The 22,383-nt window shown below is 62.9% G+C and carries 16 protein-coding genes and 1 pseudogene; 4 read left to right on the forward strand and 13 right to left on the reverse strand.

Features of this window, described 5'->3' with window-relative positions:
* Positions 1 to 288: 288 nt before the first annotated feature.
* From hldE to TZ03_RS19690, 3 genes are all read right to left on the reverse strand, one after another.
* Positions 289 to 1,710, reverse strand: coding sequence for a bifunctional D-glycero-beta-D-manno-heptose-7-phosphate kinase/D-glycero-beta-D-manno-heptose 1-phosphate adenylyltransferase HldE (hldE, locus tag TZ03_RS19680; protein WP_051099852.1), 1,422 nt, complete (start codon positions 1,708 to 1,710; stop codon positions 289 to 291).
* A 130-nt stretch (positions 1,711 to 1,840) separates the two neighbouring features.
* The gene (msbA, locus tag TZ03_RS19685) at positions 1,841 to 3,649 is read right to left on the reverse strand and encodes a lipid A export permease/ATP-binding protein MsbA (protein ID WP_051099853.1); all 1,809 of its coding nucleotides are present in this window, start codon (positions 3,647 to 3,649) and stop codon (positions 1,841 to 1,843) included.
* Positions 3,650 to 3,664: 15 nt separating this feature from the next.
* The gene (locus TZ03_RS19690) at positions 3,665 to 4,840 is read right to left on the reverse strand and encodes an O-antigen ligase family protein (protein WP_051099854.1); all 1,176 of its coding nucleotides are present in this window, start codon (positions 4,838 to 4,840) and stop codon (positions 3,665 to 3,667) included.
* A 100-nt stretch (positions 4,841 to 4,940) separates the two neighbouring features.
* On the opposite strand from TZ03_RS19690, the gene TZ03_RS19695 reads away from it, so the two are divergent.
* A complete protein-coding gene (locus tag TZ03_RS19695; RefSeq protein ID WP_051099855.1) occupies positions 4,941 to 5,546 on the forward strand; it encodes a hypothetical protein in 606 nt (201 codons plus the stop codon).
* A 3-nt stretch (positions 5,547 to 5,549) separates the two neighbouring features.
* Here TZ03_RS19695 and TZ03_RS19700 read toward each other — a convergent pair whose 3' ends face one another.
* The 9 genes from TZ03_RS19700 to putP all read right to left on the reverse strand — a co-directional run bounded on the left by TZ03_RS19700 (position 5,550) and on the right by putP (position 16,435).
* Positions 5,550 to 6,641 (reverse strand): glycosyltransferase, encoded by a 1,092-nt coding sequence (locus tag TZ03_RS19700; protein WP_051099856.1) that lies wholly within the window; start codon positions 6,639 to 6,641, stop codon positions 5,550 to 5,552.
* 37 nt (positions 6,642 to 6,678) lie between these two features.
* The gene (locus TZ03_RS19705; protein ID WP_051099857.1) at positions 6,679 to 7,452 is read right to left on the reverse strand and encodes a glycosyltransferase family 2 protein; all 774 of its coding nucleotides are present in this window, start codon (positions 7,450 to 7,452) and stop codon (positions 6,679 to 6,681) included.
* Positions 7,453 to 7,518: 66 nt separating this feature from the next.
* Positions 7,519 to 8,475: a glycosyltransferase family protein gene (locus TZ03_RS19710; RefSeq protein ID WP_051099858.1), complete on the reverse strand. Its 957-nt coding sequence runs from the start codon at positions 8,473 to 8,475 to the stop codon at positions 7,519 to 7,521.
* Positions 8,476 to 8,523: 48 nt separating this feature from the next.
* Complete coding sequence (locus tag TZ03_RS19715; protein ID WP_051099859.1) at positions 8,524 to 9,927, reverse strand: PIG-L deacetylase family protein; 1,404 nt, start codon at positions 9,925 to 9,927, stop codon at positions 8,524 to 8,526.
* The gene (locus TZ03_RS19720) at positions 9,924 to 10,820 is read right to left on the reverse strand and encodes an antimicrobial resistance protein Mig-14 (protein ID WP_051099860.1); all 897 of its coding nucleotides are present in this window, start codon (positions 10,818 to 10,820) and stop codon (positions 9,924 to 9,926) included. Before TZ03_RS19720 ends, TZ03_RS19715 begins: the two co-directional genes overlap by 4 nt.
* The gene (locus TZ03_RS19725) at positions 10,820 to 11,950 is read right to left on the reverse strand and encodes a glycosyltransferase (protein WP_051099861.1); all 1,131 of its coding nucleotides are present in this window, start codon (positions 11,948 to 11,950) and stop codon (positions 10,820 to 10,822) included. Before TZ03_RS19725 ends, TZ03_RS19720 begins: the two co-directional genes overlap by 1 nt.
* The gene (locus TZ03_RS19730; protein ID WP_051099862.1) at positions 11,934 to 13,691 is read right to left on the reverse strand and encodes a carbamoyltransferase; all 1,758 of its coding nucleotides are present in this window, start codon (positions 13,689 to 13,691) and stop codon (positions 11,934 to 11,936) included. The genes TZ03_RS19725 and TZ03_RS19730 overlap by 17 nt, the downstream gene beginning before the upstream one ends.
* Before the next feature lie 243 nt (positions 13,692 to 13,934).
* Positions 13,935 to 14,771, reverse strand: a complete 837-nt coding sequence (locus TZ03_RS19735; protein ID WP_051099863.1) for a 23S rRNA (adenine(2030)-N(6))-methyltransferase RlmJ — start codon at positions 14,769 to 14,771, stop codon at positions 13,935 to 13,937.
* Between the two features lie 185 nt (positions 14,772 to 14,956).
* Complete coding sequence (gene putP, locus TZ03_RS19740; protein ID WP_051099864.1) at positions 14,957 to 16,435, reverse strand: sodium/proline symporter PutP; 1,479 nt, start codon at positions 16,433 to 16,435, stop codon at positions 14,957 to 14,959.
* Positions 16,436 to 16,509: 74 nt separating this feature from the next.
* On the opposite strand from putP, the gene TZ03_RS30530 reads away from it, so the two are divergent.
* A complete protein-coding gene (locus TZ03_RS30530; RefSeq protein WP_152645495.1) occupies positions 16,510 to 16,761 on the forward strand; it encodes a hypothetical protein in 252 nt (83 codons plus the stop codon).
* Positions 16,762 to 16,800: 39 nt separating this feature from the next.
* Positions 16,801 to 20,754: a trifunctional transcriptional regulator/proline dehydrogenase/L-glutamate gamma-semialdehyde dehydrogenase gene (gene putA / locus TZ03_RS19745; protein ID WP_051099865.1), complete on the forward strand. Its 3,954-nt coding sequence runs from the start codon at positions 16,801 to 16,803 to the stop codon at positions 20,752 to 20,754.
* A gap of 210 nt (positions 20,755 to 20,964) precedes the next feature.
* Here putA and TZ03_RS19750 read toward each other — a convergent pair.
* Positions 20,965 to 21,229: pseudogene (locus TZ03_RS19750) on the reverse strand (DUF3077 domain-containing protein).
* Between the two features lie 481 nt (positions 21,230 to 21,710).
* Here TZ03_RS19750 and TZ03_RS19755 point away from each other — a divergent pair.
* Complete coding sequence (locus tag TZ03_RS19755; protein WP_177328492.1) at positions 21,711 to 22,202, forward strand: hypothetical protein; 492 nt, start codon at positions 21,711 to 21,713, stop codon at positions 22,200 to 22,202.
* The last annotated feature ends 181 nt before the right edge of the window (positions 22,203 to 22,383 follow it).

A 22,383-nucleotide genomic window follows, 5' to 3' on the forward strand; every position in this document is an offset into this window, starting at 1 on the left:
GGCTTGCCTGTTTCCACAGAACCTACACAGAGCTCAAGGCCTGCGCTGCACCTGTGGAAGCTGACTGGCCTGTTTCCACAGAACCTACACAGAGCTCAAGGCCTGCGCTGCACCTGTGGAAGCTGACTGGCCTGTTTCCACAGAACCTACACAGAGCTCAAAGCTTGCGCTGAACTTGTGGAAGCTGGCTTGCCTGTTTCCAAAGAACCTACACAGGGCTCAAGGCCTGCGCTGAACTTGTGGGAGCTGGCTTGCCGGCGATTGGGCCGCAAAGCGGCCCCGGCTTTATCAGTTCTTGCGAATCTTCTCGACAATCGCCGTGGTCGAGCTGTTCTCGACCAGCCCCAGCACCTTCACGGTGCCGCCGTAGGCCTTGACGATATCCGCCCCCACCACCTGGTCGATGCCATAGTCGCCACCCTTGACCAGCACATCCGGCTTGACCTGGCTCAGCAGGTTCTCCGGCGTGCCCTCCGGGAAGCTGATCACCCAGTCCACCGCGCCCAGCCCGGCCAGTACGGCCATGCGCCGGTCTACGCTGTTGATCGGCCGACCCGGCCCTTTCAGGCGGCTGACCGAGGCGTCGTCGTTGACCGCGACAATCAGCCGGTCGCCCTGGGCGCGCGCCTGCTCCAGGTAGGTGACATGCCCGGCATGCAAGATGTCGAAGCAGCCGTTGGTGAAGACGATCTTCTCTTTGTGCGCCCGCGCGTCATCGATGGCCAGCAGCAGTTGCTCCAGGCCCAGCACACCGCGCTCGGAACCTTCCTCACGCTGGATGGCCCGGCGCAGTTCAGGGGCGCTGATTGCAGCGGTACCCAACTTGCCGACCACGATACCCGCCGCCAGGTTGGCCAGGGCCACCGCGTGGGGCATGTCCTCGCCGGCGGCGATGGCCGCGGCCAAGGTGGAAATGACGGTATCGCCGGCACCCGTCACATCGAACACTTCGCGTGCCCGTGCCGGCAGGTGCAGCGCCGGCTGGCCAGTGCGCAGCAGGGTCATGCCGTGCTCGCCACGGGTTACCAGCAAGGCGCCCAGGTCCAGGTCCTGCAGCAGTTGCAGGCCCTTGGCGACCAGCTCGGCCTCATCGGCGCAACGGCCGACGATGGTCTCGAACTCGCTGAGGTTCGGGGTGATCAGGCTGGCGCCGCGATAGATGGAAAAGTCCCTGCCCTTGGGGTCGGCCAGCACCGGAATGCCCTTGGCTCGCGCCGCCTGGATCAGGCTCTGGTGGTTTTTCAGCGCGCCCTTGCCGTAGTCGGACAGGACCAGCACCTTGACGCCCTCGAGCAGGCTGTCGACCTCGGCACCCAGCGACAGCGGATCGGTGGCGAACGGCTCTTCGAAATCGATGCGCAGCAACTGCTGGTGACGGCTCATGACCCGCAGCTTGACGATGGTCGGCTGGTGCGCAATGCGCTGGAACACCGAGCGCACGCCAGCGGCCTGCAAGCTGTTGGTCAGGCTGTCGGCGGCCTCGTCCTGGCCGGTGACGCCGATCAGCGACGCCGGTGCGCCCAGGGCGGCGATGTTCAAGGCAACGTTGGCCGCGCCGCCGGGGCGATCCTCGATCTGATCGACCTTGACCACCGGCACTGGCGCTTCAGGCGAGATACGCGAAGTACCGCCATGCCAGTAGCGGTCGAGCATGACATCGCCGACCACCAGTACCGGGGCTTGATCGAAACGCGGCATGGACAACTTCATGGGCAACCCATATGAAAATAATGAACAGGGGCAGGATATTAGCACAGGGTAGACGACGGCTTTATGGCCAGATCATCCCCGGAAAATTCCCGTGACAATCGGGGCCGTGACGGCCCCGATCAAGGAGGGTTCAGGTGATATCGGCCTTGGCCGGCTCATCCAGGCCCATGGCATGCAGGCGGGCATAATGGCCATTGGCCGCGAGCAGCTCGGCATGGGTGCCACGCTCCACCAGGCGGCCCTGGTCCATGACCAGGATCTGGTCAGCCTTCTCGATGGTCGACAGGCGGTGGGCGATCACCAAGGTGGTGCGCCCCTCCATCACATGGTCGAGGGCAGCCTGGATGTGCCGTTCGGACTCGGTATCCAGCGCCGAGGTGGCTTCGTCGAGGATCAGCAGCGGCGCGTTTTTCAACAGCGCCCGGGCGATTGCCAGGCGCTGGCGCTGGCCACCGGACAGCAGCACGCCGTTTTCACCTACTTCGGTATCGAAGCCTTTTGGCAAGCGGTCGACGAACTCCTTGGCGTAGGCATCGGCCGCCGCAGCCTCGATATCTGCGCGCGGGGCGCCGGCCAGGTCGCCATAGGCGATGTTGTTGGCCACGGTGTCGTTGAACAAAGTGACGTGCTGGGTTACCTGCGACACGTGACGGCGCAGGTTGCGCAGGCGATAGTTCTCGATCTCCACGCCGTCGAGCAGGATCTGCCCCTGATCATGGTGATAGAAGCGCGGGATCAGCGCCGCCAGGGTCGATTTGCCGCTGCCGGAGCGGCCGACCAGGGCGATCATCTGCCCAGGCTCTGCAACGAAGCTGATATCGCTCAGCACTTCGCGCTCGGTGCCCGGGTAAGTGAAGCTCAGGTTGCGCACTTCCAGGCGCCCTTGCACCCGCTCTTTCTCAACGGTGCCGGTGTCCACTTCAGGCTGTTCGTCCAGCTGCTCGAAGATGCTTTCGGCACCTGCCAGGCCCTTCTGGATGGTCGAGCTGACTTCCGACAACTGGCGAATCGGCTTGGGCAGCAGGCCAGCGGCGGTGATGTAGGCCACCAGGTCACCGGCGGTGGACTCACCACGCAGGAACAGCACCAGGAACATCAACGCAGCCATGGCGCTGTAGATCACCAGCTGCAGCATCGGCGTATACAGCGAGCCGGTCTTGGTCATGCGCAGTTGCTTGTCGGTGTTGCTCTGGCTGGCCTTGCCGAAACGCCGCTCCTCGTAGGCCTCGCCACCAAAGCTGCGCACCACGCGGTAACCCTGGATGGTTTCCGAGGCGACGTGGGTGACGTCGCCCATGGCCACCTGGATCTTCTTGCTCTGCTTGCGGAATTTCTTGCTGGCGACGCTGACCATCACCGCGATCACCGGCAGGATGGCGACCATCACCAGGGTCAGGTGCCAGTTCATCCACAGCAGGTAGGCGAACAGGAACACCACGGTCAGGCCTTCACGGATCACCACCTTGATCGCATCGGTGGCAGCACCGGTGACCATGGTCACGTTGAAGGTGATGCGCGAAATCAGGTGCCCGGAGTTGTGGTTGTCGAAGTAGCGGTTAGGCAACACCAGCAACTTGTTGAACAACTCCACACGCAGGTCGTGCACCAGGCACAGGGAAACCTTGGCCAGGAAATAGTTACCGAGGAACGAACCCAGGCCCTGCCATGCGGCAATCAGGATGATCAGCAGCGGCACCGCCTGCAGCAATTGCAGGTCGCGCAGGTATGGGACGGTGGGGAACAACACCGCCTCGGGGTTGCTCAGCCCATCGACGAAATACTTGAGAATGCCGGCCAGCATCGGCTGGGTGGAGGCAAAGATCACGAAACCGACAATGCTCAGCAGGAAAATGCCGACATAGGGTTTCACATAACTCAGCAGCCGGAAGTAGATCTTCAGGCTGGAGGTGTGCTCCGCCGGTCGCGGTGTTTCGGCCATTATCGAGCTCGCTGTTCAGGTTGAACCGGCAATTTTACCACAGGCGTCATTTTCGGCACGCCCCCATGGCAGCATCATCGCCAAGCCCACCGGCAGCCAGCTGATAAACCATTCGGCACGTGGCGTACCGGTGAGGCTGGCGGCATCGAACTGCATGGCCAGCGTCGAGTACACCCAGAAGCCCAGCAGGACCTTACCGAACAGTGTGGCGCGCGCGCGCACGATTTCACCCAGGGTGTAAAGCCACACCATTACCCATAGCAGCATACCGGGCAAGCCCACCTCCACCGCGATGTGGGTGAACATGTTGTGGGTGTGATCGAAGCGTCTGCCCACGGCGCTCACGTCGTAGGCAGCCCCCAGGCCCAGGCCGGTCCAGGGATGCGCGGCAATCATGTCCACCACCGCATGGAAGATTTCCGGCCGGTAGGACGAACCGCGCCTGGCGATCAGGTCGTAAACGAAATAGAAGGCCAGGCCGGTGGCAATGGCTGCCAGAATGGAAAACACCCGGCTGTGGCGGTCGCGGAACCACAGCGGCGCCATGATCACGGTGAGCACCAGGGCCAGAACCGCCCCACGGCTCTGGCTGAGCATGGCAAATGCACCCAGGCACGCCAACGCCGCCAGCCACAATAACTGCATGCCGCGCTGCCGCGGCGGCTCGTAGAGCAGGAAGAGCACGGCAGAGCCGATCACATAGGCGCCCAGGATGGGGTGCGAGATTTCGCCAATGCCAGCCAGGCGGGCCAGCAACGATTGCCCTTGCAAACCATAGAAGTTGATGACCGAAACCAACGCGGCAATGGCCAGCAGACCGCTGCCGAGCAGCAGCAACTGGCGAATGCGGGCCAGGCCAAGCTGGGCCAGCAGGGGGAACGCCAGCAGGAACACCAGAATGTAGACCAGGCGTTTGATCTCACGCCCAGGGTCTTCTGCGGGCGACCAGACCAGGCTCAGCCCGCACCATGCCAACAGCAGCAGCACACTCCCCCACAGCGCCGGCTGACGCCTCCAGGCTTGCGCCAGCACCTGCCGGGCGGACCACGCCAGTACCAGGGTTGGCAGCCACAGGAACAGCACCAGGCCCTGCTGATAAACCTTGTTGCTCGGTGCCAAGGCAATCGCCGCCAGGAACCAGACCAGCCCCAACCCCAACCAGGCCCGAGCCCAGTTTTTTTGATACAACATCCTTTCCCCCGATGAATCAAAGACACCATCCATGGTGCTACAGCATTATTTTCGGCATTATTGCCGGTCATTTTGCTCGCCAGACGACAAGGCTCTATTCATGCAATGCTCCCGGCTCACCCAGATCGACTTCGATCAGCTGACACTCGGCGCACAGGTGCTTGAGGCAGACAGCCATGGCGCCAAAGTCTACCTGCTCGCAGATGGTAATTTCCTCAAGGTTTTTCGTCGCAAGCGGCTGATTTCATCTGCACTGTTGCGCCCTTACTCGCAGCGCTTCGTCGATAACGCCGCGCGCCTGGCACAACTGGGCATCCCCACTCTCGAGGTGATCAGCCAGCACAAGCTCGACCTGCCAGGCCGTACCGCCGTGCTGTATCGCCCGCTGCCAGGGCGCACCTTGCTGCAGATGTCGCGTGATGAAGGCTTCAGCTGGGACACTTACCTGCCGCGCCTGATCGAACTGATCCAGCAACTGCACCGTAGCGGTGTGTACTTCCGTTCGCTGCATCTGGGCAATGTGGTGGTTACCCCCGACCAGCGCCTGGGCCTGATCGACGTGGCCGACATGCGCTTCCTGCGCCCGCCGCTGTCGGCACGCATGATCCGTCGCAACGTGCAGCACATGGTGCGCTACATCGAACGGGAGAAGCTGGGCGACCGGTTCCCCCTCGCTGCTTTCGAGGCAGCCCTGCTGGCGCGCTGAGTATCAGCTGCGCAGCAGGCTCTGCGAGCCGTTGCGAAATGCCTGCCAGGCCTGCTCCGGAGCCAGCGCCTGGCGCTGCCGGGCAGCCACCGCCGGGGCACTGAGCGCCGTACAATGCGCGATCGCCTCGGCCCAGGCGCACTCATCGGCAACGGGCAGGTAGCCGCCGGTATCCTGCAGTTGTTCGCGGAATACTTGCAGGTCGCTGCACACTACCGGCACATCGGCCATCACCGCCTCCTGCACCACCAGCCCCAGGCCTTCGGAGCGCGAAGGTACCAACAGCCAATCGAAGGCCCGGTACAACTGTTGCAGATCTTCGCGGTGACCGCACAGGTGGACGCACCCGGCCAGGCCCAACGCATCGACTCGTGCCTGCAGCATGGCGTGTTGCGGGCCTTCGCCGATGATCGCCAAGTGCAGGTCCGGTTGCTGCGCACGGGCCTTGGCGAATGCCTCGATCAGCATCTCGAAGCCCTTGCTCTCCACCAGGCGCCCCACCGCGCCCAGCATCATCCCGGCTGCCTGTGGCAACTGCAGCGCCTGCCTGGCCTTGTCCCGGCTCAACAACGGTTCGACGAAAGCCAGCGGGTCGAGCGCCATGCGCAGGGTTTGCACTGGCCTGCCCAAGTCACGCTGCAGCGACTCGGCCAAGGTCCCCGACACCGCCGCGATGCCCAGACGCTCGACCGGGAGCATACGCAACAGGCGAATATCGCTGGCGCTCAAGTGCGTCTTGCCATGGAACAGCACCTTGGCGCGCACCTCGGGAATCTGCTGCAACAACGGCAGCACCAGGCGTGCGACACCAATACCATCGAGCAGGACGACTTCAGCCTTGGCTTCGGCCAGCGCCTTGCGCAAACGCATGCGCAACCACGGCCGCAGCAGACGCCACAGGTGCCGCCCTTTCAGCGCGCGTGGCGGCATATGCCACTCCCGGGTCGAACCGAGCCCACAACAGAGCCCGCTACCCAGCAGCAGCCAGTTACTGATCCGGGCATCGGCACCCGCATGCGACAGCACCTGCCGATGCACCTTATGGATGGACATGTACGGCGTTCCACCCGCCCACATCATATTGACGATGTTCATGGGCCCTCTCCCGCTCATGACAGATGGGACAGCGACTTCATTGAACAAAAATGGTGATTCCCATACCGATCAAGGCACCTACCACCAGCGTCAATGCCAGCTTTATCCGATCACGTTGACGACGTTTGGCCTTGCGCTCCACCTCGATGGGCAAGGTCACGTGATTATCGAATCCAGTGTGCAATACTGCGTCACCCTCCAAGGTGACCGCTGTCAGATTTAACTCAGCATAACGCCGGGAAAGCGCCTTTTCTCCAGCATAGGCGGCAAATGGCGCGCAGCGCTGGTAATCGCTCAAGCGACGCAAGCCAGGGTTGAGCGAAAACGCCTGCCACTCGGCCTTGTCGGACAGCAGCGGGTAACAAGGCACACCAGCGATTACCTGGCGATCCCCCAGGTGAATGTAAGGGCTGTGCACGGCCAGGTCGTGGGCATGGCTGCGCAGCCACACCTGCAATAGGTTGGGGCTGACCGCCAGGATGGCCCGGGAGTCTTCGACGAAGCCCTGGCGATAGAAGTGCCAGTCATCCTCGCAGTGGAAGATGTAAGGCGTCTTGACGTGGCTGTAGGCCAGGTCGATAGACGGCAACTGGCCGAGCTTGGGCCGGTTGACGAACACCTTGCAGTGCGGTTTCCAGTGCTCCGGCACGGCGGCATGCACGGCATCGTCACCGGAATCTTCGGTGATGAGTACTTCGCGAATGGGCGCGGTGTTGTAGCGATCGAAACTCTCAAGGGTGCCTTTGAGCAGATCGAACCGCCCACAACTGGTCACGACAAGCGTAACGTCACTCTCATTTGAAAAGCGCACCGGACTCCCTCCGCATTGCGACTATCGACTTTCCGTACCCGCTCCGTAGGCACGAAAGTTCTTGTGTTAGATGCCCAGCTTCAGGCGCAGCCGCTGCCATGCAGACAACGGCGGATGGGGCCTGAGCGCCGGGCGCATGTGGTCGACGATGCTACGTCCAACTGCCCCGAAACTGAAACGGGAAACCGCCAGATTGCGGCCATTTTCTGCGATCTGCAATGCCAGCGCAGGCTCCGCGCGCAAACGCCGGAGTTTTTCCTGAAGGGTCGGGATGCTGTCATACAACACCACGTTATGCATGTCCTGCAGGCCCAGCGCACGGTTCTCTTCCTCGCCCTGGTCGTATGCCAGCAAGACACAGCCACAGGCCATGGCTTCGAAGTTCTTGATCATGTATTCGCCCATGCCGACATCGGCACTGACGAAGAAGCGAATACGGTTGAGCGTGTTGCAGTAGTCCTCACCCGACTTGGTGCGGGTCACCACCAGGTTCTCGACCCGCCCCAGTTCGTCCAGCAGCGCCTTGCGACCGCTGTAGGCAACGCTGTTGGTGCTGCCGACGAAGGCCAGTTCGATATCACGCTCACGCCCTTGGTCGGCCAGCAACTGCTCGTCGTAGCCCTTGGGTACGAACACCGCATCGAAACCTTCCTGGCGCAGGCGCTCGCTGACCATGTAGCCGGAGCTGATCACCCGCGCCCAGGGCAGCTGGCGGTAATGGGCGCTGAACTTGCCGGTGTACTTGCAGGGGATATAGTTCTGGTAGGCGTCGTGTTCGAGGATGACCAGATTCGGCACGGTGCGGATAAAGGCCACCTGGCGGATCTCCTGCTTGAAGCGCAGGAAGAACACGATGCGGTCATAGCGCTCGACCTGTACCTCGCGCTTGAAATAACGGCGCAGGTTGCGTTGGTCTTCGCTGGTCAGCCAGCGCAGGTCGCACTCGCAGTTGGCCGCGACGCCATCGTACAGGCGGTCGAGAATCGCCCGCTGTTCCTTCTGCACCAGAAATAGGACTTTCATTGCGTTCCTTGGGCGCTCTGCGCCATCGCGGTCAACCATGGGGCGTGCCTACAGCTCACGCCGCCAGAACAGTTCATGTCGGCGCACGGCCTTGCGGAAGAATTCGTTTTCGCCATAGGGTGACGGCCGCCGCCCGGCCAGCCAGCGCTGCAGCAAGCGGCGCAGGCGGCGCTTGAACGACGCCGGCGGTTGCAGGTCGTGCATCATGCCCAGGGCCATGGCCTTGTCGCGCTGGGTCGCCAGGTCCAGTACCAGGCTGCAGGGTGCCCAGGTTTGTGCAGCACTCAACTGTGGCGGCAAGGCCACGCCATCGCCGCTGTCACCCATCGGCCAGCGGTCGTTGTCATGCAGGTGGTTGGCGTAGCACAGCAGGGTTTGTGGCTGCCAGGCCAGGCCTTGCAAGGCCTCCAGCACCGCAGCCTGGGCACAGATATGGTCGGGGTGCGGGTCGAGCTGCGGGTGCGGCATCACCAGCACCTCTGGCCTGGCCAACTCCAGCAAGGCACGCAGGTCGGCCAGCAGGTTGTGCCAGGTTGGCGCACCATCACGGTCGGCCGGCAGCGGGAACGGGTTGAACTGGCGGAATACGCGGATATCGGCCAGGTCGGCTTCGCGAGAAGCGGCCGGCTGGCCTGGCGCGGCCTGCATGGCAGGCAGTTGCAGGCAGAAGTAGCCCAGCTGTACACAGCGCGACTCCGGCACACCGGCCCAACGCGGCACGGCGATACTGTCCCAGGCGCGCAGGCGGCCCTTCAAGCGGGCGGCCTCGGCTTTGGCCAGCCCCATCTGCTGATAGTGCTCGGCCTCTATTTCACCGGCGGTCAGGGTCACCACCCAGGTTTCGTCAGCCTGGCTGTAGAGGCCATACGCAGCCAGCTCGGCATCATCGGCATGCGGCGCGATCACCATCACCCGGCGCCGCTGCAGCTCGACCCCCGGGGTTATCCACAGGCGCGGCTGGCCCAGCGGCCGGCAATGGCGGCCGCGCAAGCGCAACGTGCCGGCTTGCAGGGACGCGGCCAGGCCGGTCAGGTTGAGGAAGCGCACACCATCGACACCACGCTCGAAGGTTTGCTGGTCGGCCTGCTCGGCAGCGACCAGCTCGACCCGCGGATCGAGGAATCGCCCCAGCCAACTGCTCTTTAGCCGCAGTTCAAGGGTCAGGGTTTCGTTGCCCTGCAGCGTGCAGTCGGCCTTGAGCAGGCCATCATGCAGGCTGGCGGGAACTTGCCGGGCCTGGTCGCCGAAGTCGTAGACGTAATCTTCGCCTGGCGCATAAAACAGGTGGTCGGCAAACCAGGCTTCATGGGCCGCCCACAGCATTGGCAGCAGCAGCAAAGGCAACCACCACCAGCTGAACACAGCCAGGGCGATCAGCGCGACCAGGCCCGCCAGCAGGCCCAGGCGCTTGTTGCGCCGGTGGCGCTTGAGCAACTGCTGCTTGCGGCTCATGCCTGATACACCGGCACGGGGTTGCACCAGCGGTCCTTGTACTCGCGGTCGGCACGGCCGAACGAGAACCGCAGTGGCTTGTTGCGCCCGCGGGCATCCTCCCAGGCGGCCTGGGTATTGAGGAAGCTCAGTACGCTGCCGGGGCTGAAGGCCTTGGTTTCAGGGTCGACGCCGCCATTGATGTACTCGACGCTGATCCATTCTGGCGCTTCGACGCGGTACACCAACTGAATGGCAATCGCCTTGTCATCCAGCAGCAGCACCGAGCCGATCAGCAGCTCGCGCAGGCGCTCCAGCACGTCGGCCATGCGCTCGGCACCGGTCGCCGGGAAGCCCCAGCGACGCTGGAACAGGTCGCAGTACATGCTGGCGATTTCCTGTGCGCCGAACTCGCTGATCGGGCGTACCACGCCACCCGCCTCTTCCAGCAGGCGCAGCTCGCGGCGCTGGTTGTAGCGAAATTTCTTCGACAGGTCTTCATGGGCCCGGGCCATGGCCAACTGCTCTTTCTGTGCCTTGAGGCCGGTGAAACGGCCCTGGTTCAGTTCGGACAGGTAACGCCCGCTGTGGCGCAAAGGCGCAGCAGCATCAGCCGCCGCCGGCAGGATGATTTCGGCATTGCCCAGGTCGAACAGGGCTTTCTTGCCGGCACGCTTGAGCACGTCCTTGGACAGCGCCAGGTGGCGCCCCCAGGTGGGGATGGCGGCCTTCAGCTCGCCGGCCTGGTGCCAGCCCAGGTAACGCACCGGGATCTGCGCCAGGTCCGCCAGTTGCTCGACCACCAGCGGGTGGGTGGCGACACTGCCACCAAAGCGGGCCCAAGCCTCGGCATAGGCCTTGGCGTCGATGGCTTGCCAACCGCGCTCGCGGAAGGCCTGGATACGGTTGAGCATCAGGCCTGCCCCACCAGCGTACGAACCTGCGGCAGTTGCCAGAAGGCCTCGCGCACCGCCTGGTCGGAAAAGCGTTCATGCAGGCGCTGCAGCATGTGTTCTGCACATGCCTGGCGCTGCTGCCCATCCAGCACAGCCATGTGCTTCAGGCCCTGGGCCAGCTGCGCGGCATCGCCCAATGGGAACAGCATGCCAACCCCTTCGACCACTTCGCGGGCACCGCCACAGGCGGTGGCCAGCACCGGCACCCCGGCGACCATGGCTTCGAGCAGGACCATGCCAAACGGCTCATGGTCAGAGCTCAGGGCAAACACGTCGAACGCCTGGAAGTAACGCCGCGCATCCGGCACCTGGCCAAGGAAATCCACTTGCCCGGCAATGCCCAGCTCCGCGGCCAAGGCCTTGAGCTTGGCTTCCAGGCGGCCTTTGCCCAGGATCGCCAGGCGTGAACCGGCAGGCAACCCCGGCAGCGCTTCGGCAAAGCCACGCAGCAGGGTCGCCTGGTCCTTGTCCGGGTGCAGGCGCCCGACGTTGCCGACCACCCACGCCTGCGCATCCAGGCCCAGGGCCTGGCGTGCTTCGGCGCGCGGCACCAGGGCCGCTTGCAGCGCGTCGATATCGATGCGGTTGTACAGCGTCTGGATACGCTCGGCTGGCCACTGCGGCAGGCAGCGGCGCATGTCGTCACGCACCGCGTCCGACACCCCGAGCAGGCTCAGGCGCTTGCTGAACAGGTTGGCGAACAATCGACGGCCCTTGCGTTCGTAGTCGCCAAAGGCGTGGTGCACACCGATCACCGGCAGGCCGGTCGCCAACAACGCCACGTAGATCGGCTTGAAGCGATGGGCAATGCAGAAGGCGAAATTGCGCTCGGCCGCGATCCGCCGCAAGGCACGGATGGCGCCGAGCTTCAGGCCACGCACGGCCTTGGAGCTGAACTCCAGGAACAGCACCTCGTCCGACGCGCAGCCAGCCGCCACCTGCGGGTCGGCGGCGCCGGTGAGGAATACCGTGGTGACCTGGTAGCCACGCCCCTGGAACAGGCTGGCGTACTGACGGGCACAGTCCAGAAACGGCCCGTCATAGCCATGGCAGAACTGCAGGATACGCGGTTCAGAGCGGCTGGTCATACGCGGCGGCGCCGTCCTTCACGACCAGAATGTCTTCCATGATCAGGTACTGCAGGTCCGAGCCGAAGAACATGTTCAGGGCGTCGGTCGGCGAGCAGATCATCGGTTCGCCACGACGGTTCAGCGAGGTGTTCAGCGACACGCCGTTACCGGTCAGGTCTTCCAGCGCCTTCATCATGTCGTAGTAGCGCGGGTTGTACTCGCGCTTGAGCACCTGGGCACGCGAAGTACCATCTTCGTGGACCACTTCCGGTACACGGGTCTTCCACTCTTCAGCCACTTCGAAGGTGAAGGTCATGAACGGTGCCGGGTGGTCGACCTTGATCATCTGCGGGGCGACGGTGTCGAGCATCGACGGGCAGAAAGGTCTCCAGCGTTCGCGGAACTTGATCTGCTCGTTGATGCGGTCGGCCACGCCCGGCACACTCGGGCAGCCGATGATCGAACGGCCACCCAGGGCGCGCGGGCCGAACTCCATGCGGCCTTGGAACCAGGCCACCGGGTTACCATCGACCATGATCTTGGCGATGCGCTGCGGCATGTCGTCGAGCTTGCGCCATTTCGGTGCATTCGGGTGACGGGCACAGGCGGCGATCACGTCTTCGTTGGAGTACGCAGGGCCGAGGTAGACGTGTTCCATCTTCTCGACCGGCACGCCACGGGCGTGGGAAACGTAGGCAGCGGCACCCACGGCAGTACCGGCGTCACCGGAGGCCGGCTGGACGAACAGTTCCTTCACATCGGAGCGGGCGATGATCTTCTGGTTGAGCTTGACGTTCAGCGCGCAGCCGCCGGCGAAGGCCAGCTTGCCGGTTTCACGCAGGGTATCGCCCAGGTAGTGGTCGATCATCTGCAGGGCGATCTTCTCGAACAGCGCCTGCATGCTGGCCGCGTAATGGATGTACGGCTCGTCGGCGATATCGCCTTCGCGCTTGGGGCCCAGCCATTCGATCAGCTTCGGCGAGAAGTAGAAGCCCTTGCCCTTCTCTTTATAACGACGCAGGCCGATGACGTTGGCGTAGTCGGTATTGATCACCAGCTCGCCATTTTCGAAGCTGGCCAGGCGCGAGAAGTCGTACTTGCTGGCGTCGCCATACGGCGCCATGCCCATGACCTTGAACTCGCCGTCGAGCATCTCGAAGCCGAGAAACTCGGTGATTGCACCGTACAGGCCGCCCAAGGAGTCCGGGTCGAAGAACTCCTTGATCTTGTGGATCTTGCCGTTTTCGCCGTAGCCAAAGAAGGTAGTGGCGTACTCGCCCTTGCCGTCAATGCCAAGGATCGCGGTCTTTTCCTTGAAGCCCGAGCAGTGGTAGGCACTGGAGGCGTGCGCCAGGTGGTGCTCGACCGGCTCGATCTTGACCTTTTTCGGGTCGAAGCCCAGTTGCTCCAGGCACCAGACGATCTTCTTGCGGTAGCGTTTGTAGCGACGATTGCCCATCAGGATGGCGTCGAGGGCGCGGTCCGGTGCATACCAGTAGCGCTTGGCATAATGCCAGCGCGCCTTGCCGAACAGGCTGATCGGGGCGAACGGAATGGCTACCACGTCAACGTCGGATGGCTTGATGCCTGCCTGCTCCAGGCAGAACTTCGCCGACTCGTAGGGCATGCGGTTCTTCGCATGCTTGTCACGCACGAAGCGCTCTTCTTCGGCGGCGGCAATCAGCTTGCCGTCAATGTACAAGGCCGCGGAAGGGTCATGGCTAAGGGCGCCGGACAGGCCAAGAATCGTCAATGCCAAGGGATTAGCCTCTTCATTCGGTAGAAATGCGCCAGCGGCCTGTTGGGCGGGTGGCGGCTAAAGGGCGGGATTATAACGCAAAGCGCAGTATGCGGATGCCTCTGCGAGGGCTGCGCCCTCGATCGCGACACAAGGCCGCTCCCACAGGGGTTACGCTATCCCTGTGGGAGCGGCCTTGTGTCGCGAAAGGGCCGCACAGCGGCCCCAGGGCTTCATACAGATTGCAGGGGCCGCGCCATCTGGTTACTCGGCGATCAGCCAGTCCATACGGAAGCTACCATCGGTCTGCGCCAGCTCTTTGGCCAGCCACGGCAGCAGCTCGCGCAGCTCTTCTTCCAGCCCCCATGGCGGGTTGGCGATAGCCAGACCCGAGCCGTTGAGCCCCTGCGGGCTGTCCTGGTGATGTACATACAGTTCCACCCGCAGCAGTTTCGGCGCGCCGGTGCTGGTCAGGTCCTGGTAGAAGCGGGTCAGCGAGCGCTGGTCCTTGATCGGGTACCAGATGGCAGCGACGGTCTGGCGCATGCGGCCGATCGCCTCTTTCATCGCGGTAGTGCAGCGCTTGAGCTCGTCAGCCTGTTCGAACGGCGGGTCGATCAGCATGATCGCGCGCTTTTCCTGCACTGGCAGCAAAGCTCGTGGCACATGCCAGCCTTCGCCCAGGTGCACGACCACGCGCGGGTCCTTCTTCATGTTTTCCTTGAGCAGCGGCCCGTCTTCGGGGTGCTTCTCGTTGAGCAGGGCACGGTCCTGCTGGCGCATCAGGCGCCGGGCCAGTTCGGGCGAGCCAGGGTAATAGCGCAGCTCGCCGTCGGCGTTCAGGCGCTTGATGATGCGCAGGTAGTCGCCGGCCATGGCTGGCAGATCATCGCGGTTCCACAGGCGGGCGACGCCTTCCAGGTATTCGCCGGTGCGGCTTGCCTGGTCGCCCTGCAGGTCATACAGGCCGAGCCCTGCGTGGGTATCGATGTAGGCGAACGGCTGCTCCTTGCGCGACATCAGGGCGATGAGGCGGGTCAGCACGATATGTTTGAGGACGTCGGCGTGGTTGCCGGCGTGGAAGGCGTGACGATAGTTCATGGCAACTCCTGCGGGGGCGGCAAGTTTACCTTGCCTTGCAGGCGGAGTCAGGCCTGGCTGTCGACTGGCGGTGGCTTCTTCGCGGGCTCGCCCGCTCCCACAGGGATCGCACTGGTTTCAGGTTCAGTGCAAATCCCGTGGGAGCGGGCGAGCCCGCGAAGCAGGCGCCGCCGATTCAACGGATATTACTTGTCAGCGTGATACGCCGCATCGGCAGTCTCGAAACGCTGCACCATCGCCTGCGACGGGCTACCCAGCTTGCTCACCAGGATGATGGCGATGCTGGCGAACAGGAAGCCCGGGATGATTTCGTACAGTCCGAGGGTGTCGAAGTTCTTCCACAGGATCACGGTCAGTGCACCGACCACGATACCGGCCAGCGCGCCGTTGCGGGTCATGCCTTTCCACAGCACCGAAATCAGCACCACCGGACCGAAGGCAGCACCGAAGCCGGCCCAGGCATAGGCGACCAGGCCCAGCACGCGGTTTTCCGGGTTGGCAGCCATGGCGATGGCGATCAGGGCCACGGCCAGCACCATCAGACGGCCGACCCATACCAGCTCGACCTGCGAAGCGTTCTTGCGCAGGAAGGCCTTGTAGAAGTCCTCGGTCAGGGCGCTGGAGCACACCAGCAGCTGGCAGCTCAGGGTACTCATCACCGCCGCCAGGATGGCCGACAGCAGCACACCGGCGATCCATGGGTTGAACAGGATCTTCGCCAGCTCGATGAACACACGCTCATGGTTTTCGGTAACCGGGCCAGCCAGGTCCGGGTTCGCCGAGAAGTAGGCGATACCGAAGAAGCCCACGGCACAGGTACCGGCCAGGCACAGGATCATCCAGGTCATGGAGATGCGGCGGGCGTTGGCGATCGACTTCACCGAATCGGCAGCCATGAAGCGCGCCAGGATGTGCGGCTGGCCGAAATAGCCCAGGCCCCAGCCCATCAGCGAGATGATGCCGATGAAGGTAGCGCCCTTGAGCATGTCGAAGTTGGCTGGGTTCACCGCCTCGATGGCAGCGAAGGTGGTGTCGAAGCCGCCCGTGGAGATCAGCACGATCACTGGCGTGAGGATCAGCGCGAAGATCATCAGCGAAGCCTGCACGGTATCGGTCCAGCTCACCGCCAGGAAACCACCGATGAAGGTGTAGGCGATGGTTGCTGCAGCACCTGCCCACAGGGCGGTCTCGTACGACATGCCGAAGGTGCTCTCGAACAACCGGGCACCGGCAACGATGCCGGAAGCGCAGTAGATGGTGAAGAACACCAGGATGACGATGGCCGAAATGATCCGCAGCAGGCCGCTGTTGTCTTCGAAACGGCTGGAGAAGTAGTCCGGCAGGGTCAGCGCGTCACCGTTGTGCTCGGTCTGCACCCGCAGGCGGCCGGCCACGAACAGCCAGTTAAGGTAGGCACCAACGGTCAGGCCGATGGCGATCCAGGCCTCCGACAGGCCCGAAAAGTAGATGGCGCCCGGCAGGCCCATCAGCAGCCAGCCACTCATGTCGGAAGCGCCGGCAGACAGCGCGGTAACCACGCTACCCAGGCTGCGACCGCCCAGAATGTAATCGGAAAGGTTGTTGGTGGAGCGGTAGGCGGCGAAGCCGATCAGCACCATTGCCGCGATGTAGATCACGAAGGTGATCGTTAGTGGATTGCCCATGTGTGTGCCCTGGCGTTTGTTTTTATCTCATGCACAACCGCAGCCACAGCGGTTGCACCCAGGCGTCGAATGCTATGCAACAACGCCAAGCGGGTGCAACCATTTTTCATTTGCAAGTTGCACCTGCTGGCGGATTTTTCGTTAAACCCGCTTTCTTGCTCCTTTTGGGAGCAAAAAACCTGATTTTCAGAATAAAACGCATCGAAAACGCCCCTTTTCAGGGTGTGGAAATGGCTGTCGGACGAGTTGCACCTTTTACATCAAAAATTCGGGTTGCACCTGGTTGCACCCGAATTGTCCTACAGCTACTCTTGGCAACAGCTTAGGCCACAACCGTGGCAATGTGGCAATAACGAGGATAAGAAATGGCGACGACCACCCTTGGGGTCAAACTCGATGACCCGACCCGTGAGCGACTCAAGGCAGCAGCGCAGTCGATTGACCGCACGCCGCACTGGTTGATCAAGCAAGCGATCTTCAACTACCTGGAGAAGCTCGAGGGTGGTGCCACCCTGACCGAACTCAACGGTCAGGCCAGTAACCTGGCCGACGACGCCGGTGAAGTCCAACCCGACCACAACCACCAGTGCTTCCTCGAATTCGCCGAGAGCATCCTGCCGCAGTCGGTACTGCGCTCGGCGATCACCGCCGCCTACCGCCGCCCCGAGCAGGAAGTGGTACCGATGCTGCTGGAGCAGGCGCGCCTGAGCGCCCCGCTGGCCGAAGCGACCAACAAGATGGCCGCCGGCCTCGCCGAAAAGCTGCGCAATCAGAAAAGCGCCGGTGGCCGTGCCGGCATCGTCCAGGGCCTGCTGCAGGAGTTCTCGCTGTCGTCCCAAGAAGGCGTGGCGCTGATGTGCCTGGCCGAAGCCCTGCTGCGCATCCCCGACAAGGGCACCCGCGACGCGCTGATCCGCGACAAGATCAGCACCGGCAACTGGCAGCCGCACCTGGGCAACAGCCCGTCGCTGTTCGTCAACGCCGCCACCTGGGGCCTGCTGCTGACCGGCAAGCTGGTCAGCACCCACAACGAATCCGGCCTTACCTCCTCGCTCACCCGCATCATCGGCAAGAGCGGCGAGCCGATGATCCGCAAGGGTGTCGACATGGCCATGCGCCTGATGGGCGAGCAGTTCGTCACCGGCGAAACCATCGCCGAAGCCCTGGCCAACGCCAGCCGCTTCGAATCCAAGGGCTTCCGCTACTCCTACGACATGCTCGGCGAAGCCGCACTGACCGAGCATGACGCACAGAAGTACCTGGCGTCCTACGAGCAGGCCATCCACTCGATCGGCAAGGCTTCCCATGGCCGTGGCATCTATGAAGGCCCGGGCATCTCGATCAAGCTGTCGGCGCTGCACCCGCGCTACAGCCGCGCCCAGTACGAGCGCGTGATGGAAGAGCTGTACCCGCGCCTGCTGTCGTTGACCCTACTGGCCAAGCAGTACGATATCGGCCTGAACATCGACGCCGAAGAAGCCGACCGCCTGGAGCTGTCCCTCGACCTGCTCGAGCGCCTGTGCTTCGAACCTTCCCTGGCCGGCTGGAACGGCATCGGCTTCGTTATCCAGGCCTACCAGAAGCGCTGCCCGTACGTGATCGACTACGTCATCGACCTGGCCAAGCGCAGCCGTCACCGCCTGATGATCCGCCTGGTGAAAGGCGCCTATTGGGACAGCGAGATCAAGCGCGCCCAGGTCGAAGGCCTGGAAGGCTATCCGGTCTACACCCGCAAGGTGTACACCGACGTGTCCTACGTGGCCTGCGCCCGCAAGCTGCTGGCCGTGCCAGAAGCCATCTACCCGCAGTTCGCCACCCACAACGCCCACACCCTGTCGGCCATCTACCACATTGCCGGGCAGAACTATTACCCCGGCCAGTACGAATTCCAGTGCCTGCACGGCATGGGCGAGCCGCTGTACGAGCAGGTGGTCGGCAAACTTTCCGAAGGCAAGCTGAACCGCCCGTGCCGCGTCTATGCACCGGTCGGCACCCACGAAACGCTGCTGGCCTACCTGGTGCGTCGCCTGCTGGAGAACGGCGCCAATACCTCGTTCGTCAACCGTATCGCCGACCACTCGATCTCCATCCAGGAACTGGTCGCCGACCCGGTCGCCAGCATCGAGCGCATGGGCACCCAGGAAGGCAGCATTGGCCTGCCGCACCCACGCATCCCGCTGCCGCGTGAGCTGTATGGCACTGAACGCGCCAACTCGGCCGGTATCGACATGGCCAACGAACACCGCCTGGCATCGCTGTCCTGCGCCATGCTGGCGACCGCCCACAACGACTGGAAGGCCGCCCCGCTGCTGGCTTGCGCAGCCAGTGAAAGCGCTGCTGCGCCAGTGCTGAACCCGGCGGACCACCGCGACGTGGTCGGCCATGTGCAGGAAGCTACCGTCGCCGACGTCGACAACGCCATCCAGTGTGCGCTGAATGCCGCGCCGATCTGGCAGGCCACCCCACCGGCCGAGCGCGCCGCCATTCTGGAACGCACCGCCGACCTGATGGAGGCTGAAATCCAGCCGCTGATGGGCCTGCTGATCCGCGAAGCCGGCAAGACTTTCGCCAACGCCATCGCCGAAGTGCGTGAAGCCGTGGACTTCCTGCGCTACTACGCAGTGCAGGCACGCACCGACTTCAGCAACGACGCCCACCGCCCGCTGGGCCCGGTGGTGTGCATCAGCCCGTGGAACTTCCCGCTGGCGATCTTCTCCGGCCAGGTGGCCGCAGCCCTGGCTGCCGGTAACCCGGTATTGGCCAAGCCAGCCGAGCAAACCCCGCTGATCGCTGCCCAGGCCGTGCGCCTGCTGCTGGAGGCAGGTATCCCTGAAGGCGTGCTGCAACTGCTGCCAGGCCGCGGCGAAACCGTCGGTGCCGGCCTGGTCGGTGACGAGCGCGTCAAGGGCGTGATGTTCACCGGTTCCACCGAAGTGGCCCGCCTGCTGCAGCGCAATGTCGCCGGCCGCCTGGACAACCAGGGCCGTCCAATCCCGCTGATCGCCGAAACCGGCGGCCAGAACGCGATGATCGTCGACTCCTCGGCGCTGACCGAGCAGGTGGTGATCGACGTGGTGTCCTCGGCCTTCGACAGTGCTGGCCAGCGTTGCTCGGCCCTGCGCGTGCTGTGCCTGCAGGAAGACTCCGCCGACCGCGTGATCGAAATGCTCAAGGGCGCCATGGCCGAAAGCCGCCTGGGTTGCCCGGACCGCCTGGCCGTGGACATTGGCCCGGTGATCGACGCCGAAGCCAAGGCCGGCATCGAGAAGCACATCCAGGGCATGCGTGAGAAAGGCCGTTCGGTCTATCAAGTCGCCATCGCCGATGCTGCCGAGATCAAGCGCGGCACCTTCGTCATGCCGACCCTGATCGAGCTGGACAGCTTCGACGAACTGAAGCGCGAAATCTTCGGCCCGGTGCTGCACGTGGTGCGTTACAATCGTCGCAACCTCGACCAGTTGATCGAGCAGATCAACAACTCCGGCTACGGCCTGACCCTCGGCGTGCACACCCGCATCGACGAGACCATCGCCAAGGTGGTGGAAACCGCCAACGCCGGCAACATGTACGTCAACCGCAACATCGTCGGTGCGGTGGTCGGCGTGCAACCGTTCGGTGGCGAAGGCCTGTCCGGCACTGGCCCGAAAGCTGGCGGCCCGCTGTACCTGTACCGCCTGCTGTCGACCCGCCCGGCCGACGCGATTGGCCGCCACTTCCAGCAGCAGGACGGCGAAGGCAAGCCTGACCGTACCCTGCACGACCAGCTGGTCAAACCGTTGCACGGCCTGAAGGCCTGGGCCGAGAGCAACCAGCTGGCCGACCTGGCCGCACTGTGCAGCCAGTTCGCCAGCCAGTCGCAGAGCGGCATCGCCCGCCTGCTGCCAGGCCCGACCGGCGAGCGCAACAGCTACACCATCCTGCCGCGCGAGCACGTGCTGTGCCTGGCCGACAACGAGGCCGACCTGCTGGCGCAGTTCGCCGCGGTGCTGGCTGTTGGCAGCTCGGCAGTATGGGCTGACGGCGAGCCGGGCAAGGCCCTGCGCGCCCGCCTGCCGCGTGAGCTGCAGGCCAAGGTCAAGCTGGTGGCGGACTGGAACAAGGACGAAGTGGCGTTCGACGCCGTGATCCACCATGGCGACTCGGACCAGCTGCGCGGCGTGTGCCAGCAGGTGGCCAAGCGCGCCGGGGCGATCGTGGGTGTGCACGGGCTGTCCAGCGGCGACCACCAGATTGCGCTGGAGCGACTGGTGATCGAGCGGGCGGTGAGTGTGAACACTGCGGCTGCGGGGGGTAACGCCAGCTTGATGACCATTGGCTGAGGCTGAGGGTTGTTGAAGAAAAAGGGAGAGCCTCGGCTCTCCTTTTTTATGGGTGTTTGTCTTGAGATTGGGGTTGGGCTGACAGGTGTTCGCCACAGCAGTTTCAGCGCCTGTGAGATCGAGCGCCGCGCGGGCGGCGCTCGATCTCACAGGCGCTGAAACTGCTGCGGCGAACACATGGCGGCCTTCACCCCATCTGAAGCCAACCCCTCACTGCTTCATCCCCAACTCAGCATCATCCATCAGCACCTTGGCCATCGCACTCAAGTAGTGCGCAGCCCACAATCATCATCGGCTTTTCATCCATCAGGCCGGTGATGGTCAATTCACGTACATAGCCCATCAACTCCGAAGACTGCTCGCGTGCGTCCCTGCAAGGGATGCCGGGCTCGATGCGGAACAGCGGGTGGGTGCCGTTTTCACCCTGGTAGAACGTGGTCTTGCCGACGGTGAATTGGGTGTCTTCTGTTGTCATTGTTCAGTCCCCTGGAATTTCTCGACTGCCTGGGCGGGCCTCTTCGCGGGCACGCCCGCTCCCACAAGGTCACCACAAACTTCGCGGCTTGCACCGTACCTGTGGGAGCGGGCATGCCCGCGAAAGGGCCCGTTCAGGCGACAAGTCAACTAAGCCTTACAGCAGGCATCTGCCCCGGCATCGGGCTGTCTTCACGGATAGGGGATCGTGGTGTGGATCGGGGACATTCTTCAGCATCATGGTTCACCTAGTAATGAGGGCCACCACACACCTGCTGTCAAACAAGAGGGTGGCAGCTGTACATGGGTTGACAGACCGGATGCCCCCCACATAAACCATACCCAATAAAATATCTGCCCTACATTTCCTCGCCTCAAGTAGGAAACTTCTCATAGACATTCAGCGACAATATTGAACACTGAGCTCATTGACCTATAACCTCGCGCATATTTTCATATGCCACTCTCAACGGGTGGACTTCATGCGCTGGAAGAATTTAATCATCGACGGCAGGGAACACTGCATGGCTCATCTAAGGCTAGCCACCCACTCGTTCAAAATCAGCTCACGCGTCATCAGAGTAGACTTCACATTTGGATTCCACTGTTTCACAGATAACAAGAACGAAGGCCCGCTTATCACCAACTCTCGTTCAAACGAACAGCGAAACTTCAGCCAGAGCCGCTACGACTGCTCAAAGCAACTTCCAGAATTCATTGCTCACAGGTTCGTCGACGCCAAGGTCCGCGCCCACTTTGCGGGTAGGAACAATCGCAGATACTTTTGCCTGAACACTTTTGATTACGCGATATTTTTCGAGGTGCGCAAATTGGCGAGCAATGAAAACCACCTGAGAGTGAACGTAATATCAGCCTATCAAGTAGATCCTTGGGGGCGGTCGGGCATGCCCAAGGGACAGCTTTTTAATGTCCGCTACATACTGGAAAAGCGCAATGAAGGCTTGATCATCTAAGGACCTGTGAACTATTCGAGAACTATAAACAAAAAGCCCCAAAACATTCGTCCTGGGGCTTTTTGCTAAATCTGAATATCGGCCTGGCCTTTCGAATCCCGCTCACTGGCTGGGAGAAATCAGCATCAGCTGATTCCCGGCATTGCTACCCCCTGGTCCAGGGTTCCGGTCTGTAGCAACA

It is taken from the genome of Pseudomonas sp. 10-1B, from assembly GCF_000935045.1.
Taxonomy (GTDB): Bacteria; Pseudomonadota; Gammaproteobacteria; order Pseudomonadales; family Pseudomonadaceae; genus Aquipseudomonas.

Excerpts from the sequence above, each read along its gene's own strand:
- hldE (WP_051099852.1), bottom strand. The coding sequence starts at position 1,710 with ATGAAGTTGTCCATGCCGCGTTTCGATCAAGCCCCGGTACTGGTGGTC.
- msbA (WP_051099853.1), bottom strand. The coding sequence starts at position 3,649 with ATGGCCGAAACACCGCGACCGGCGGAGCACACCTCCAGCCTGAAGATC.
- TZ03_RS19690 (WP_051099854.1), bottom strand. The coding sequence starts at position 4,840 with ATGTTGTATCAAAAAAACTGGGCTCGGGCCTGGTTGGGGTTGGGGCTG.
- TZ03_RS19695 (WP_051099855.1), top strand. The coding sequence starts at position 4,941 with ATGCAATGCTCCCGGCTCACCCAGATCGACTTCGATCAGCTGACACTC.
- TZ03_RS19700 (WP_051099856.1), bottom strand. The coding sequence starts at position 6,641 with ATGAACATCGTCAATATGATGTGGGCGGGTGGAACGCCGTACATGTCC.
- TZ03_RS19710 (WP_051099858.1), bottom strand. The coding sequence starts at position 8,475 with ATGAAAGTCCTATTTCTGGTGCAGAAGGAACAGCGGGCGATTCTCGAC.
- TZ03_RS19715 (WP_051099859.1), bottom strand. The coding sequence starts at position 9,927 with ATGAGCCGCAAGCAGCAGTTGCTCAAGCGCCACCGGCGCAACAAGCGC.
- TZ03_RS19720 (WP_051099860.1), bottom strand. The coding sequence starts at position 10,820 with ATGCTCAACCGTATCCAGGCCTTCCGCGAGCGCGGTTGGCAAGCCATC.
- TZ03_RS19725 (WP_051099861.1), bottom strand. The coding sequence starts at position 11,950 with ATGACCAGCCGCTCTGAACCGCGTATCCTGCAGTTCTGCCATGGCTAT.
- TZ03_RS19735 (WP_051099863.1), bottom strand. The coding sequence starts at position 14,771 with ATGAACTATCGTCACGCCTTCCACGCCGGCAACCACGCCGACGTCCTC.
- putP (WP_051099864.1), bottom strand. The coding sequence starts at position 16,435 with ATGGGCAATCCACTAACGATCACCTTCGTGATCTACATCGCGGCAATG.
- TZ03_RS30530 (WP_152645495.1), top strand. The coding sequence starts at position 16,510 with ATGCAACAACGCCAAGCGGGTGCAACCATTTTTCATTTGCAAGTTGCA.
- putA (WP_051099865.1), top strand. The coding sequence starts at position 16,801 with ATGGCGACGACCACCCTTGGGGTCAAACTCGATGACCCGACCCGTGAG.
- TZ03_RS19755 (WP_177328492.1), top strand. The coding sequence starts at position 21,711 with ATGCGCTGGAAGAATTTAATCATCGACGGCAGGGAACACTGCATGGCT.